General features: G+C 69.7%; 13 protein-coding genes. 4 read left to right on the top strand and 9 right to left on the bottom strand.

The genetic code is table 11. The features are described from left to right. Positions 1-132: 132 nt before the first annotated feature. From ACIBTX_RS19925 to ACIBTX_RS19905, 5 genes are all read right to left on the bottom strand, one after another. On the bottom strand, positions 133-1,167 hold the full coding sequence (locus ACIBTX_RS19925; RefSeq protein ID WP_357126227.1) for a dipeptide ABC transporter ATP-binding protein: 1,035 nt from the start codon (positions 1,165-1,167) through the stop codon (positions 133-135). Beyond that, positions 1,151-2,179, bottom strand: a complete 1,029-nt coding sequence (locus ACIBTX_RS19920) for an ABC transporter ATP-binding protein (RefSeq protein ID WP_357126224.1) — start codon at positions 2,177-2,179, stop codon at positions 1,151-1,153. Before ACIBTX_RS19920 ends, ACIBTX_RS19925 begins: the two co-directional genes overlap by 17 nt. A 7-nt stretch (positions 2,180-2,186) precedes the next feature. After that, positions 2,187-3,143: an ABC transporter permease gene (locus ACIBTX_RS19915; RefSeq protein ID WP_357174473.1), complete on the bottom strand. Its 957-nt coding sequence runs from the start codon at positions 3,141-3,143 to the stop codon at positions 2,187-2,189. 18 nt (positions 3,144-3,161) lie between these two features. Continuing rightward, positions 3,162-4,100, bottom strand: a complete 939-nt coding sequence (locus ACIBTX_RS19910) for an ABC transporter permease (RefSeq protein WP_355050654.1) — start codon at positions 4,098-4,100, stop codon at positions 3,162-3,164. A 197-nt stretch (positions 4,101-4,297) separates the two neighbouring features. Then, positions 4,298-5,899 carry an ABC transporter substrate-binding protein gene (locus ACIBTX_RS19905; protein WP_357126218.1) on the bottom strand — a complete coding sequence of 534 codons (1,602 nt, stop codon included), beginning with the start codon at positions 5,897-5,899 and terminating at the stop codon, positions 4,298-4,300. Positions 5,900-6,086: 187 nt separating this feature from the next. Here ACIBTX_RS19905 and ACIBTX_RS19900 point away from each other — a divergent pair, with 187 nt between their 5' ends. The 3 genes from ACIBTX_RS19900 (at position 6,087) to ACIBTX_RS19890 (ending at position 8,310) form a co-directional block, all read left to right on the top strand. Further along, entirely contained in the window at positions 6,087-6,251 is a 165-nt protein-coding gene (locus ACIBTX_RS19900) for a hypothetical protein (RefSeq protein ID WP_357126215.1), read from the top strand. A gap of 95 nt (positions 6,252-6,346) precedes the next feature. After that, positions 6,347-7,207 (top strand): bifunctional methylenetetrahydrofolate dehydrogenase/methenyltetrahydrofolate cyclohydrolase, encoded by an 861-nt coding sequence (locus ACIBTX_RS19895; RefSeq protein ID WP_357126212.1) that lies wholly within the window; start codon positions 6,347-6,349, stop codon positions 7,205-7,207. A 152-nt stretch (positions 7,208-7,359) separates the two neighbouring features. After that, on the top strand, positions 7,360-8,310 hold the full coding sequence (locus tag ACIBTX_RS19890; protein ID WP_357126210.1) for a malate dehydrogenase: 951 nt from the start codon (positions 7,360-7,362) through the stop codon (positions 8,308-8,310). Positions 8,311-8,760: 450 nt separating this feature from the next. Here the strand turns inward: ACIBTX_RS19890 and ACIBTX_RS19885 are convergent, their stop codons facing one another. Next, positions 8,761-9,561, bottom strand: a complete 801-nt coding sequence (locus ACIBTX_RS19885) for an MBL fold metallo-hydrolase (RefSeq protein ID WP_357126207.1) — start codon at positions 9,559-9,561, stop codon at positions 8,761-8,763. Between the two features lie 138 nt (positions 9,562-9,699). Here ACIBTX_RS19885 and ACIBTX_RS19880 point away from each other — a divergent pair, with 138 nt between their 5' ends. Then, entirely contained in the window at positions 9,700-10,917 is a 1,218-nt protein-coding gene (locus ACIBTX_RS19880; protein ID WP_355050649.1) for an NADP-dependent isocitrate dehydrogenase, read from the top strand. 339 nt (positions 10,918-11,256) lie between these two features. On the opposite strand, the gene galT is transcribed toward ACIBTX_RS19880, so the two are convergent. From galT to cysC, 3 genes are all read right to left on the bottom strand, one after another. Beyond that, complete coding sequence (galT, locus tag ACIBTX_RS19875) at positions 11,257-12,333, bottom strand: galactose-1-phosphate uridylyltransferase (RefSeq protein ID WP_357174479.1); 1,077 nt, start codon at positions 12,331-12,333, stop codon at positions 11,257-11,259. Further along, the gene (locus tag ACIBTX_RS19870; protein ID WP_357126574.1) at positions 12,330-13,154 is read right to left on the bottom strand and encodes a DeoR/GlpR family DNA-binding transcription regulator; all 825 of its coding nucleotides are present in this window, start codon (positions 13,152-13,154) and stop codon (positions 12,330-12,332) included. Before ACIBTX_RS19870 ends, galT begins: the two co-directional genes overlap by 4 nt. Positions 13,155-13,266: 112 nt before the next feature. Next, positions 13,267-14,796: an adenylyl-sulfate kinase gene (gene cysC, locus ACIBTX_RS19865; RefSeq protein WP_357126197.1), complete on the bottom strand. Its 1,530-nt coding sequence runs from the start codon at positions 14,794-14,796 to the stop codon at positions 13,267-13,269. Between the last annotated feature and the right edge of the window lie 68 nt (positions 14,797-14,864).

The following is a 14,864-nucleotide window of genomic DNA, read 5'->3' as shown; positions in this document are numbered from 1 at the left end:
CTGCCCGCGTCGATCATGGAGTTGTGGTGCCCCGCAAAAGGGGCGCCGGCGGAGGGTTCGCCCACCGCAACTTCATGATCGACGAGGGCGGGCGGAAGGGCGGGGGCGGGCGGGGGTGGGGGTGGGGGCGGGTCAGGCTGTGGTGGGGGAGCGGAGTTCGGCGAAGTGGCAGGCGGACGGGTGGGGGTCTGCCGCTCTCGGGACGGTCTGCGGGTCCTCGATCGCGCAGATCTCCTGGGCCTTCCAGCAGCGGGTCCGGAAGTGGCAGCCGCTCGGCGGGTCGGCCGGGCTCGGCACGTCGCCGACCAGCCGGATCATGCTGCGCTGGTCGCGTACCTCCGGGTCCGGCACCGGCACGGCCGAGAGCAGGGCCTGGGTGTACGGGTGGGTCGGCCGCTCGTAGATCTCGTCCTCGGTGCCGATCTCGACGATCCGCCCGAGGTACATGACGGCGACCCGGTCGGCGATGTGCCGCACCACGGACAGGTCGTGGGCGATGAAGATGTACGAGAGCCCGAACTCGTCCTGGAGCTGCTCCAGCAGGTTGATCACCTGGGCCTGGATGGAGACGTCCAGCGCCGAGACGGGCTCGTCGCAGACGATCACCTCGGGCCGCAGCGCGAGCGCCCGGGCGATGCCGATGCGCTGCCGCTGACCGCCGGAGAACTGGTGCGGGTACCGGTTGATGTGCTCCGGGTTCAGCCCCACCAGGTCGAGCAGCTCCTGGACCCGCTTGGCCTTGCTGCCCTTGGGCGCGGCGTCCGGGTGGATCTCGAACGGCTCGCCGATGATGTCGCCGACCGTCATCCGCGGGTTCAACGACGTGTACGGGTCCTGCATGACCATCTGCATGTTCCGGCGTAGCCGGCGCAGTTCGGACCCGGAGGCCTTGAACAGGTCCCTGCCCTCCAGGGTGGCGCTTCCGGAGGTGGGCGTCTCCAGCCGCATGAGCAGTCGGGCGAGGGTGGACTTGCCGCACCCGGACTCGCCGACCACGCCCAGCGTCTCGCCCCGGCGCAGCTCGAAGCTCACGCCGTCGACGGCCTTGACCGCGCCGATCTGCCGTTGGAACAGCACACCCTGACTGATCGGGAAGTGCTTCACCAGGTTGTCGACGGAGAGGATCGTCTCGCCCCGGACCTTGGCGGAGCTAGCGGGCGCTGTCATCACGGACCTCCTGCGCGAAGTGGCAAGCGCTGGTTCGGCCGTCGCCGAGGACCAGGTCGTGCGGCACCACGTCCACGCAGACCTGCTGCGCGTACGGGCACCGGGGGTGGAAGGGGCATCCGGAGGGGATGCGCATCAGGTTCGGGGGCAACCCCTTGATCGTCGCCAGTTCCTGGCCGCGGACGTCCAGGCGGGGGATCGATTCCAACAACCCCTTGGTGTACGGGTGGGCCGGCGCCTTGTAGAGCGAGCGGACGTCGGCGTGCTCGACGATCCGGCCCGCGTACATGACCGCGATCCGGTCCGCGACGCCGGCGACCACGCCCAGGTCGTGGGTGATCAGGATCATCGCCATGTTGAGGTCCCGGCGCAGGTCGGCGAGCAGGTCCATGATCTGGGCCTGCACGGTGACGTCGAGCGCGGTGGTCGGCTCGTCGGCGATGAGCACCTTCGGGTCCAGCGCCAACGCCATCGCGATCATGACGCGCTGCCGCATGCCGCCGGAGAACTGGTGCGGGTAGTCACCGACCCGCTTGGCGGCCCCGGGGATCTTGACCAGGTCCATCAGCTCGATCGCGCGACGACGGGCGTCACCCCGGGACATCCCGGCGCGCTGGCGCAACGTCTCACCGATCTGCCAGCCGACGGGGAACACCGGGTTGAGGGCGGACAGCGCGTCCTGGAAGATCATCGCGATCTCTTTGCCGCGTACCTGCCGACGCTGCTCCTCGGAGCGGGTGAGCAGGTCCTGACCCTGATAGAGGATCTGGCCGGAGCGGACGAACGCGGGCGGCGAGTCCAGGATGCCCATGATCGCTTGGGCGGTGACCGACTTGCCGGAGCCGGACTCACCGAGCACGGCGAGGGTCTCCCCGGCGTCCAGGTGGTACGACACGCCGTTGATCACCCGGGCCACACCCTCGTTGGTGCGGAACTCGACGTGCAGGTCCCGCAACTCCAGCAGGTGACCGCCCTCGGGCGTGGCGGAGGCGGGCGTGGGTTCGACGGTCATGAGTGAATCACCGCAGCTTCGGGTCGAAGGCGTCACGGATCGCGTCGCCGAGCATGATGAACGCCAGGACGGTGAGCGCGAGGAAGGCCGACGGAACGAGGAGCGGGGTGGCCGCCTCGCGCATGTGGATCCGGCCGGTGTCGATGTCCTGGCCCCACGAGATGGTCGGCGCCTTGAGGCCGATGCCGAGGAAGGACAGCGTCGCCTCGGCGGCGATGAACGAGCCGAGCGCGATCGTCAGCACCACGATGGCCGGAGCCAGCGAGTTCGGCAGGATGTGCCGCCACATGATCCGGCTGTTGCCGGCGCCGAGCATCCGGGCCGCCGCGACGTAGTCCTGTTCCTTGGCGGTGATCACCGAGGAACGGACCACGCGGGCGGCGGTGGTCCATCCGAGGAGCGCCAGCACGAAGACGACAGCGCCGATCCGGGCCCACTGGCTGTCGCTGGACACCCGCTTGAGCAGCACGATCGCGGCCAGCAGCAGCGGGATACCGAGCACCACGTCGATCACCCGGGAGAGCACCGCGTCGACCCAGCGGCCGAAGTAACCGGCGAGCATGCCGACCACGAGCGCGATGATCCCGGTGCCGAGGGTGGCGAGCGCACCGACCAGCAGCGAGGCCCGGGTGCCGTAGACCGCCCGGGAGTACGTGTCGCAGCCCTGGAAGTCGTACCCGAAGATAGCTCCGCCGGACGGCCCGGCGTGCTGTCGGGAGAGCAGGCAGTCGTTCGGATTGTTCGTGGTGAACACCCCGGGGAGCAGTGCCATCAGGGTGAAGATGGTGACCAGTGCCAGCGAGATCCAGAAGATCGGGTTGCGGCGCAGGTCCCGCCAGGCGTCTCCGGCCAGGCTGCGGGGCTTCTGCGGAACGCCCACCTGGTTGGGTGCGCCCGGTTCGCCCGAAGGGCCCCGCCGCGCGGCCTGGTTCTCGCTGGCCGCGACAGTCTCAAAGTCACTCATGCCGGCACCTCGCTGCGCTCACTCATAGCGGATCCTCGGGTCGAGTACGGCGTACAGGACGTCCACCACCAGGTTCGAGACCAGGTAGACCACGACCAGCACGCTGACGATGCCCACCACCAGGGGGCCGTCCTCGGTGCGGATGCCGCGGAAGAGGTTGAAGCCGACGCCGGGGATGTTGAAGACGCCCTCGGTGATGATCGCGCCGCTCATCAGGTTGCCCAGTTCCACACCGAGGAAGGTGACCACCGGGATCAGTGAGTTGCGCAGCACGTGGACGACGACGATGCGCCGCTTGACCAGGCCCTTGGACCGAGCGGTCCGGACGTAGTCCGCGCGCAGGTTCTCCGCCACCGAGGCCCGGGTGAGTCGCAGGGCGGTGGCCAGCGAGAGCGAGCCGAGCACGATGCCCGGCAGCAGCAGCGCGTAGAAGGTCGGGTCGGAGCCGGCGGTGGGCGGGAAGAGCTGCCACTTGACGCCCAGCAGGTACTGCGCCAGGGGCGCCAGCACGATCGTCGGGATGCCGAGCACCAGGAGGGTCAGCACGAGCGTCGAGTTGTCGAAGATGCTGGCCCGGCGGATGCCGGCGAGCACCCCGGCGGTGACGCCGAAGATGATCGCCACGGCGAGTGCGATGAGCGCGAGCCGCACGGTGACCGGCCAGGCCGACTGGAGGATGTCACCGATGTTCCGACCGGTGAGTGACTCGCCCAGGTTGCCCTGGAGCAGGTTCTTGACGTAGTCGAAGTAGCGGTAGAAGAACCCGCCGACGCCGGTGGCGTCGAGGTGGTACTTCTCGGTCAGGTAGGCCCGTTGCGCTGGCGTCACCGGCCGTTCGCCGGCGAGCGCCTGGATCGGGTCGCCCTGCCCGGCGAATGTCAGCGCGTAGACGATCAGGGTGGTCCCGAAGAAGGCGAGGACCATCTGCAGTAGGCGCCGCAGGATGTAGCGGAACATGCTTAGCAGTCTCTCCGGAAATGTGCGAAAGGGTCGCAGGACGGCATCTCTGGTCGTACCCGAAATATCCGGAACGTGCCGTCCGGCCCGGGGGAGCCGGCGCCACCGACGCCGGGTCCGCTGCTGCGGCCCGGCCCCGGTGGTGCAGACCGGGCCACCCGGGCTTCGTCGCCCGGGTGGCCCGCACCCTGCTCAGCTCAGTTGGCTGCTTCGATCTTGACGAGGTTGACCCGCTGGAACAGGTCCATCTGCACGTTCTTGACCTTGGACGAGTAGCCGAACACGTTCTGGCCGAAGCGCAGCGGGATCACCGGCATGTCCTTGGCCAGGATGTCCTCCGCCTGCTGGTACTTGGCGATCGCCTCGTCCTGCGTCTTGGCGGCGGCACCCTCCTTGACCAGCCTGTCGAAATCCTTGTTGCTGTAGCCGTAGTAGTTCGACGAGCCGTTCGTGCTGTACAGCGGGCCGAGGTAGTCCTCCATGGTCGGGTAGTCCATGACCCAACCCATCCGGAAGGCACCCACCGGCGTCTTCTTCTCGACCTTGGTCAGCAGGTCGGCGAACTTCGGCTCGGCCACGCCGACCGCGTCCACACCCAGGTTGGCCTTGAGCTGGTTGACCGTGGCGTCGACCCAGTCCTTGTGACCGCCGTCGCCGTTGTACGAGATGACGATCTTCGCGGGACCGCCGGCGGCCTGGTAGAGCTTCTTGGCCTCGGTCGGGTTGAACTCGCCCGCCGTGCCGGTGGTGTTCTCGCGGTAGCCCGGCAGGACCGGCGAGACGAAGGAGCGCGCCGACGTCTGCGAGCCCTTGAAGACCGACTTGGTGATCTCGTCACGGTCGATCGCCATCGAGATGGCCTTGCGGACGTCCGGGTTGCTGTAGTCCTTGTCGAACGTCGGGAACGCCAGGAACTGGAACGACGACATCGGGCTGGTCTGGTACCGGTCGCCCAGGTCGGTCGGCGCGGTGCTCAGGCTCTCGGTCGGGATCGTCGGCAGCACGTCCAGGTTGTCCGCCAGGACGTCCGCGTACGCCGCGGTGAGCTGCTGGTAGATCCGGAACTCCACGTTCTTGACCTTGGGCTTCTCGCCCGGGAACGCGTCGTACCGCTCGACCTCGATCTTGCTATCGTGCTGCCAGGTGCCCTTCATCTTGAAGGGGCCCTGCCCGATCGGAGCCTGCTCGTAGGAGTCCTTGAGCACGCCCGGCGCCGAGAACGCGGCGTCCGGCATCGGGAAGAACGCGTTGTAGCCCAGCGTCGTGCGGAAGTCGATGTACGGGTCGGAGAGCGTCACGGTGAAGGTGAGGTCGTCGACCTTCTTCAGGCCGGACATCTCCTTGGCCTTCGGCTCCTTGCCCTGCAGGTCGGCGTAACCAGCGATCTTCTCGAAGAAGGGGTTGGTGTCCTGGCCGTTGGGGGCGTACGCGCCGTAGTTCCACGCGTTGATGTAGTTCTGGGACGTGACCTTCTCACCGTTGTGGAAGGTGTAGCCGTCCTTGAGCTTGATCGTCCAGACCTTGTTGTCGGACGAGGTGATCGACTGGGCAGCCACCTCGTACGGCTTGTTCTGGGCGTCATAGTCGACGAGCGGGCTGAACAGGCCGGCGATGACCTGAGAGCCGGACGTCTCCGTGGTGTTGGTGGGAACCAGGTGCTTCGGCTCGCCGATCTGGATGCTGACGGCCGAACTGCCGTTGCCACCGGATCCGCCGTCTCCGCCGCTGCCGCAGGCCGCGAGGCCCAGCGTCACCGCGAGCGGGAGGGCGGTCCAGGCAGCGAGTCTACGAACTCGCATTGAGCCTCCTCATCTCCTCACGCTGCGCAGTCATGCCCGACGCTGGGTTTACGCTGCGCAACAGGCGGTAACGGTAGGTCGGCTTACCGCCTGTCGACAACGGCTGGGTCGCGGGCGGGTAACGGTTCCAGTCGTACCTGCTTGCGTGCGGACCTAGCGCGTGCTACCCCAGACCGGACAGGCGGCCATGAACTGGGAATTCGCCGGTGAAGCGGAGATCTTCCGTGCTCTGGTGAAACGGATTCGGCGCTCCGTGGCGAGTCGTCCGGTGTCGCCCACGCGCACCGCCGCCGCCCGTTTCGACGGTGACCAGTTCCACAGGCAGTCACTGATAGTGATGAACGGCACGTGACTCTTCGTTACCGATGGGTGTGTGATCGGGGCCTCGGCGGTCGGCCGGAGCGAGGTCCCGGGAACGGCGGGTGCCGGACATGAGACGATCTGGTCGTGACGGCGACGGTTCTGGACGGCAAGGCGACCGCAGCGGAGATCAAGGACGAGCTGCGGACACGGGTGAAGGCGCTCGCGGAGCGCGGCATCATCCCCGGGCTGGGCACGGTCCTGGTCGGGGCCGACCCGGGAAGCCAGGCGTACGTCAACGGCAAGCACCGCGACTGCGCCGAGGTGGGCATCGCCTCGATCCGCCGGGAGCTGCCGGCCGACGCCACCCAGCAGCAGGTCGACGACGTAATCGCCGAGCTGAACGCCGACCCGGCGTGCCACGGCTACATCGTCCAACTGCCGCTGCCCGCCCACCTGGACACCCAGCGGGTGCTGGAGCTGATCGACCCGGACAAGGACGCCGACGGCCTGCACCCGGTCAACCTGGGTCGCCTGGTCCTCGGCTACGACGGTCCGCTGCCTTGCACCCCGCGTGGCATCGTCGAGCTGCTCCGCCGCCACGACGTGGCGCTACGGGGCGCCACCGTGGCCGTGGTCGGCCGGGGCAACACCGTCGGCCGCCCGCTCGGCCTGCTGCTCACCCGTCGTAGCGAGAACGCCACCGTGACCCTCTGCCACACCGGCACCCTCGACCTCGCCTCGCACACCCGCGCCGCCGACATCGTCATCGTCGCGGCCGGCGTACCCGGACTGCTGACCGCCGACATGATCAACCCCGGCGCGGTGGTCGTGGACGTCGGCATCACGCGGGTTATCGGCCCGGACGGCAAGGGCCGCTACACCGGGGATGTCGACCCGGAGGTGGCCGAGACGGCCGGCGCGCTCGTCCCGATGCCCGGCGGTGTCGGCCCGATGACCCGCGCCATGTTGCTGACCAACGTGGTGGAGCGCGCCGAACGCGGCTGAGGTGTAAGGAAGGGCACCTTATTAGCGCCTGGTGCATGTAAAGGGGCCCTTCCTAACCCGACAAGGCGGTAACCCTCCGCCCCTGGCCCGATCGGTGCCAGGATGGCTGATACGGTCCGGAAAACCGACTGGTATCAGGGAGTGGGACGACCATGGGTAAGAAGGTCACTGTCGTCGGGGCTGGTTTCTACGGCTCCACCACCGCACAGCGCCTGGCCGAGTACGACGTCTTCGACACCGTAGTGATCACCGACATCGTGGAGGGCAAGCCCGCGGGCCTCGCGCTCGACCTCAACCAGTCGCGGGCCATCGAGGGCTTCGAGACCAAGGTCGTCGGCGTGACCACCGGCCCGAACGGTGAGGGCTACGAGGCCATCGAGGGCTCTGACGTCGTCGTCATCACCGCCGGTCTGCCCCGCAAGCCGGGCATGAGCCGAATGGACCTCCTGGAGACCAACGCCAAGATCGTCCGCCAGGTCGCCGAGAACGTCGCCAAGTACGCCCCGAGCGCCGTTGTCATCGTCGTCTCCAACCCGCTGGACGAGATGACCGCCCTGGCGCAGATCGCCACCCAGTTCCCCAAGAACCGGGTCCTCGGCCAGGCCGGCATGCTCGACACCGCGCGGTTCAGCAACTTCGTCGCCGAGGCGTTGAACGTGCCCGTGGCGTCCGTACGCACCCTCACCCTCGGCTCGCACGGCGACACCATGGTGCCGGTGCCGTCGCAGAGCACCGTCAACGGCAAGCCGCTGCGCGACGCGATGCCGGCCGAGCAGATCGAGGAGCTGGTCGTCAAGACCCGCAACGGTGGGGCCGAGGTCGTCGCGCTGCTCAAGACGGGTTCGGCGTACTACGCCCCGTCCGCCGCCGCGGCCCGCATGGCGAAGGCCGTGGCCGAGGACTCCGGCGACGTCATGCCGGTCTGCGCCTGGGTCGACGGCGAGTACGGCATCTCCGGCGTCTACCTGGGCGTCGAGGCCGAAATCGGCGCCGAGGGTGTCCGTCGGGTCGTCGAGACCGACCTGGACGCCGACGAGCGCGCGAGCCTCCTCGAGGCGGCCGAGGCCGTCCGCGCGAAGCAGGGCGACATCTCCAGCATGTGATCCACCAGCAGCACGACGAAGGGCGCGCCGGCCAAGCCGGCGCGCCCTTCTCGCACTCCCTCCCACCCCCGCGCCACCCCCACCCGGCCGCCCGCGCCACATCCCGGCCTGCGCCCACCTAACCCGGTGATCAAGAGGTTCGCGTCACCAAAACCCCGATTCCTGACGCAAACCTCTTGATCACGGGGGTGCCGCCGGGTCCGTACCTCGATCCACGCGTCGATCATGGAGTTATTGCCCGGACACGCCGAGTGGGAAGGCAATGATTTCGTGATCGACGGGGGCGGGCCGGGCAGTCGCCGGGCGGGTAGGAGGGCGGGCCGGGCAGGCGGAGAGTGGGCCGGGCAGTCGCCGGCCGGGTAGGCGGAGATCGGGCCGGAGGGCCGGGTGGGCCGGGCAGGCGGGGGCGGGGCGGGCGGGGTCGGGGTGCGGGGGGCTGGCTGGGCGGGGTTAGGGGTGGGGGGTGAAGGGGGTGGTTAGGTGGGGGGTGGCCAGCAGGGTGGGGTTTGCCGTGGTCAGGGTGGTTTCCCGGGAACGGCGGGCTTCGTCGGGGTCTTCCTCGTGGGCGTACGCCAGGGTGGGGTCGACCAGTTGCACCGTGTGGACCAGGAGGTCGCCGGTGATCAGCAGGCGCTCGTCGGCCACCGTCACGAGCACCGACTGGTGGCCGGGGGTGTGTCCGGGGGTGGACAGCAGTCGTACCCCCGGGGTGAGGTCTGTCTCGCCGTCGACCACCCGGAGCTGGCCGGCGGCGCGCAACGGCGCGATCAGGCCGGCCGGCAGGCCCGGGTTGAGCGTCCGGGCCGCGTCCACCTCGGCGCGCTGCAGCAGGTAGCTCGCGTTCGGGAAGTACGGCCGGCCGGGTGTGCCGGTGACCGCCCAGCCGATGTGGTCGCTGTGCAGGTGGGTCAGTACGACCGTGTCGACGTCGGTGGGGTCGATGCCGGCGGCGGCCAGTTCGGCGGGTAGCCGGCCGGGCACCGGCGCCCAGCTCGCGGCGGGCGCGTCGGTCGGGCCGATTCCGGCGTCGACCAGGGTCACCGGTCCGTCGCCGGAGCGGATCGCGAAGCTGCGGAACGGCAGCCACCACTGCCCGTCTGCGGTGACCGAACCAGGGTCGCGGCGGTCGGCCTCCGCCCAGTGTGCGGCCGTGGCGTGCGGAAATACCTCGTCGCGGGGCTGGAAGAACGCGCCCTCTCCGTCGGTGAGCGCGGTGATCGTGATAGACCCGAGAGTGCGGCTCAGTGGCATCGCGCGATCGTGTCAGGGAACTGCTGTGCCGTGCAGCCCCGGTTTCACCGGTCGGCCGAGGCCGGCTGGGGGCTGCCGGCCCAATTGCAGTACGCTCGTACTGCTTGAGCACGTGTCCCCCGAGAGGAGCGCCGGCCGATGGCGAAGATCAAGGTAAACAACCCGGTCGTGGAGCTCGACGGCGACGAGATGACCCGGATCATCTGGAAGCAGATCCGCGAGCAGCTGATCCTGCCCTACCTCGACGTCGACCTGCACTACTACGACCTGTCGATCCAGTACCGCGACGAGACCGACGACCAGGTCACCATTGACGCCGCCAACGCCATCAAGGAGCACGGCGTCGGCGTCAAGTGCGCCACCATCACCCCGGACGAGGCCCGGGTCGAGGAGTTCGGCCTGAAGAAGATGTGGCGGTCGCCCAACGGCACCATCCGCAACATCCTCGGCGGCGTCGTCTTCCGTGAGCCGATCATCATGTCCAACGTGCCGCGGCTGGTCCCCGGCTGGACCAAGCCGATCATCATCGGCCGGCACGCCCACGGTGACCAGTACAAGGCCACCGACTTCGTCGTCCCCGGCCCGGGCACGGTGACCATCACCTACACGCCGGCCGACGGCGGCACGCCGATGGAGATGGAGGTCGCCAACTTCCCCGGCGGCGGCATCGCCATGGGCATGTACAACTACGACGAGTCGATCCGGGACTTCGCCCGCGCCTCCTTCCGGTACGGCCTGGACCGCAACTACCCGGTCTACATGTCGACCAAGAACACCATCCTCAAGGCGTACGACGGCCGGTTCAAGGACATCTTCGCCGAGGTGTTCGAGTCCGAGTTCAAGGCGGAGTTCGACGCCGCCGGACTGACCTACGAGCACCGGCTCATCGACGACATGGTCGCCGCCGCGCTCAAGTGGGAGGGCGGGTACGTGTGGGCCTGCAAGAACTACGACGGTGACGTGCAGTCCGACACTGTCGCGCAGGGCTTCGGCTCGCTGGGCCTGATGACCTCGGTGCTGCTCTCCCCGGACGGTCGTACCGTCGAGGCCGAGGCGGCGCACGGCACGGTCACCCGGCACTACCGGCAGTACCAGAAGGGCGAGAAGACCTCGACCAACCCGATCGCGTCGATCTACGCCTGGACCCGGGGCCTGGCCCACCGGGGCAAGCTGGACGGCACCCCGGCGGTCACCGAGTTCGCCAACACCCTGGAGCAGGTCATCATCGACACCGTCGAAGGCGGCCAGATGACCAAGGACCTCGCGCTGCTCATCTCGCGCGACGCCCCGTGGCTGACCACCGACGAGTTCATGAACGCGCTCGACGAGAACTTGGCCCGCCGGCTCTCCGCCTGATTCGACAGCACCAGCACCGGAGCCCGTCGGCACCCGCCGGCGGGCTCCGCTGTGTCCGGCGGGTGACACGCGTGCGGCGTCACCCCGGCCCGGCACGTCTCGTTGACCAGGGTGGACGAGATGCCAGTCGCGTCCAGAAGGTTGACCGAGGTCGACCGCGGTCTGCGTGCCGATCTGCCAGCCTTCCCGGCTGTGTCGCGCACAGCCAGCCGTCCCTTCCCTGCGGGGGGCCCTGTCCCGGGCCCCCCGCGCCCTGTTCTCCAGCAGGCGGCCGGCGCGCTGGCAGGTGTTAGGAAGGGCCCCCTCCTATACACGAGGCGTTAATAAGGTGCCCTTCCTTCAGGCGGCGCGTAGTAGTTCGGCGGCGCGTTCGGGGGAGATGTCGTTGATGAAGACGCCCATCCCCGACTCGGAACCGGCCAGGTACTTCAGCTTGTCCTTGGCCCGCCGGATGCTGAACAGCTGAAGGTGCAGGTGGCCCAGTTCGCGGTCGATGCGCACCGGCGCCTGGTGCCATGCCGCGATGTAGGGCATCGGCATGTCGAACAGCCCGTCGAAGCGGCGCAGCAGATCCAGGTAGAGCGGCCCGAAGGCGTCCCGCTCGCCGTCGTCGAGGGCCGGGATGTCCGGCACCACGCGCCGTGGTGCGACGTGCACCTCGAACGGCCAGCGGGCCGCCGCCGGCACGAACGCCGTCCAGTGCTCGTTCTCGGTGACGACGCGGTCGCCGGCCGCGCGTTCGGCGGCCAGCACGTCCGCGTACAGGTTGCCTCCGCCGGTGCGCTCGGCGTGCCGGCGGGCCGCGGCCAGCAACGCCCGGGTGCGCGGCGTCACGAAGGGGTACGCGTAGATCTGCCCGTGCGGGTGGTGCAGCGTGACGCCGATCTCGACACCCCGGTTCTCGAAGCAGAAGATCTGCTCCACCCCGGGCAGTTCGCCGAGCACCTCGGTCCGGTCGGCGAGCGCGTCCAGCACGGTGCGGACGCGGCGCGGCGGGAGGCTGGCGAAGGAGGCGTTGTGGTCGGAGGTGAAGCAGACCACCTCACACCGCCCCTGGCCCGGTCGGACCGGTGTGAACGGGGTGATCTCGCCGGGCTCGTCGGCGACCCGGCCGCTCAACGAGGGGAACCGGTTCTCGAAGACCACGACGTCGTAGTCCGGTGCGGGGATCTCGGTCAGCCGGTCGCCCTCGGACGGGTCGAGCGGGCACTCGTTCGCGGGCGGCAGGAACGTACGGGTCTGCCGGTGCACGGCCACCGCCACCCACTCGTCGGTCAGCGGGTCGTAGCGCAGTTGCGACGCGGGTGGCGGCGGCGGCAGGTCACGGCGGTCCGGCTGGTCGCGGACGGCGTCGTCGTTCTCGTCGAAGTAGATCAGTTCCCGGCCGTCGGCCAGGTTGATCGCGGTGCGCTTCACGGCGCCGTCCCCTCACTCGTCGGCGTGCGCGTCGCGCGGCCCGCCCTCGTCGCCTTAACCATGATCAGTTGGCCCACCTGTTCGCCGAGTACCCGTCGCGCGGTCGGAGGCAACGCCTCGTCGCTGACCAGTACATGGGCTGCCGCCAGCTCGACGATCGAGGAGATGCCGACCGTGCCCCACTTCGTGTGGTCGGCGAGCACCACCAGCTGGTCCGCCGCGGCGACCAGCGCCCGGTCGATCTCGGCTTCCATCAGGTTCGGGGTGGTGAAGCCGGCCCGCTCGGTGATGCCGTGGACGCCGAGGAAGAGCAGATCGAGGTGCAGCCGGCGGACGGCCCCGACCGCGAGCGGTCCGACCAGCGCGTCCGACGGCGTCCGGACGCCGCCGGTGAGCACCACCGTCTGGTCGGACCGACCGCCGGCGTGCAGGATCTCGGCTACCGGCAGTGAGTTGGTCACCACGGTCAGGCCGGGAACCTCCACCAGCCGGCGGGCCAGTTCGGCGGTGGTGGTGCCGGCGGAGAGGGCGACCGCCGCGCCGGGCCGGACCAGCGCCGCGGCCCGGTCCGCGATGGCGGCCTTCTCCGGTAGTTGCCGGACGGACTTGGCGTGGAAGCCCGGCTCGTCGGTCGAGCTGGTGCCGGCCGCGGTCGCTCCGCCGTGCACCTTGGCCAGCAGGCCGCGCTCGTGCAGCGCCTCCAGATCGCGCCGGATGGTCATGTCGGAGACGCCGAACTCGGTCGCCAGGTCGCTCACCCGGACACCGCCGGTGGCACGGACCCGATCGAGGATGGCCGACTGCCGCTGCCGTGCGAGCATCCGCCGTGCCTCCCAGGGTCCACGTACTCTCACGCGGTCGAACGTGTTCCAACAAAGATGAACACTAGCGCGTGCCCGGAACCGGCGGAAGGAAAGGGGGCGGGGCGAACGGTCAGGCTGACTGGATCTTCAACTCCACCCAGCCGGTCTCGGTCAGGTGATCCAGTACGGCCTGCACCGCCTCCGCGATGCTCACGCGGGAGGTGTCCAGCACCAGGTCCGCGTCCGTCGGCTCCTCGTACGGGTCGTCGATGCCGGTCATCCCGGTCAGCAGACCGGCGCGGGCCCGCGCGTACAGGCCCTTGCGGTCCCGTTGCTCGCACACCTCGAGCGGTGTCGCGACGTGCACCAGCACGAATCCCGCCCCGGCGGCCAGGGCCATCTCCCGTGCCGTCGCACGGGCCGCCGCGTACGGGGCGATCGGGCAACAGATGCCCATGCCGTGGTGCCGGGCGATCTCGGCCGCCACCCACCCGATCCGACGGACGTTGAGATCCCGGTCGGTCTTGCTGAAGCTCAACCCGGCGGAGAGTTCGCGGCGTACCACGTCGCCGTCGAGGAGGGTCACCGACCGGTCGCCGTTCTCCCGCAACGCGTCCGCCAGCCCTCGGGCGACGGTGGACTTGCCGGAGCCGGAGAGGCCGGTCAGGAACACCACGAGCCCCCGGTGCCGGCGCGGCGGCCGAGCCCGGGCCAACTCCTTCGCCACCGCCGGAGGGGTGTGCCACTCGGGCAGGGGGAAGCCGCGGTCGAGCAGGTCCTCGATCTCCTCCTGGGTGAGCGCGAGACGCCGGTTACGTGGCGGAATGTCCTCCCGCCAGCGCCACTGCCCGTCCCGGTTGTCGTACGCCAGCTCGCGCGGCACCAACACCCGCAGGCCCGCCCCGGAGAGCATCTCCCCGGTGGAGAGCAGGTGGGTGACCCCGTACGCGGCGGAGACACGGGCCCGCAGCAGCGCGTCGCTGATCTCGTCGCGGCGGTGCGACAGCGGCACGGCAACCAGGGTGGCCGGGGGCATCCGGTCGCGGGCGGCGAAGATCGTACGCACCAGCGCCTCCGGTGCGAGCCCACCGACACCGCCCTCGCCGACCGGGATCATCACCAGCAGGTGGGCGGCCAGGGTACGGGCAGCGTGCGCGATCTGGGCCAGCTGTGGCCGGTGCAGCGGACGGTCGGCGATGACTCCGAGCACGCGGCCCGGGGGAAGTAGCGCCCGAACCTCCTCGGGGCTGCGTCGCAACCGCTGAAACGGGCCCTGGGCGCCGTCGCCGAGCCGCCGGAGCGGGCCACCCAGGCCCGCGACGCCGTCGCGCACCGGCCAGACGTCCGTCACCTGAAGGGCGGCGGCCGGCGCGCCCTCGGCGTCGGTCAGCACCAGCGCCCGGCGGGCCTCATCACGCGGATCGAAGCCCTGTGCCAGCGCGGCCGGCACCTGCAGGGTCACCGGCACCTGCCACGGTGTGCCGTCGGCCAGCCGGCCGCGTCGACTCACCGACACCAGGTCGGCACGGGTCATGAAGCCGGTCAGGGGGGCGTACGCGCCGGTCAGCAGCAGCTCCAGATCCGCGAGCTCACCGGGACGCGGCGTGTACGCCGGCGCGTCCCGGAGCACCTCGTCGGGCAGCACCCAGCCGTTGCTCATCCACACCCCCCACTCGCTGACGGCACACAGTTTCGCAGCCGACCGCCGATCGGTCGAGGCCGCCACTC

The sequence above is a fragment of the Micromonospora sp. NPDC049359 genome, assembly GCF_044466585.1.
GTDB lineage: Bacteria > Actinomycetota > Actinomycetes > Mycobacteriales > Micromonosporaceae > Micromonospora.
The sequence above is the reverse complement of the archived record's forward strand: the minus strand, read 5'-3'. Positions and strand labels throughout refer to the sequence as shown.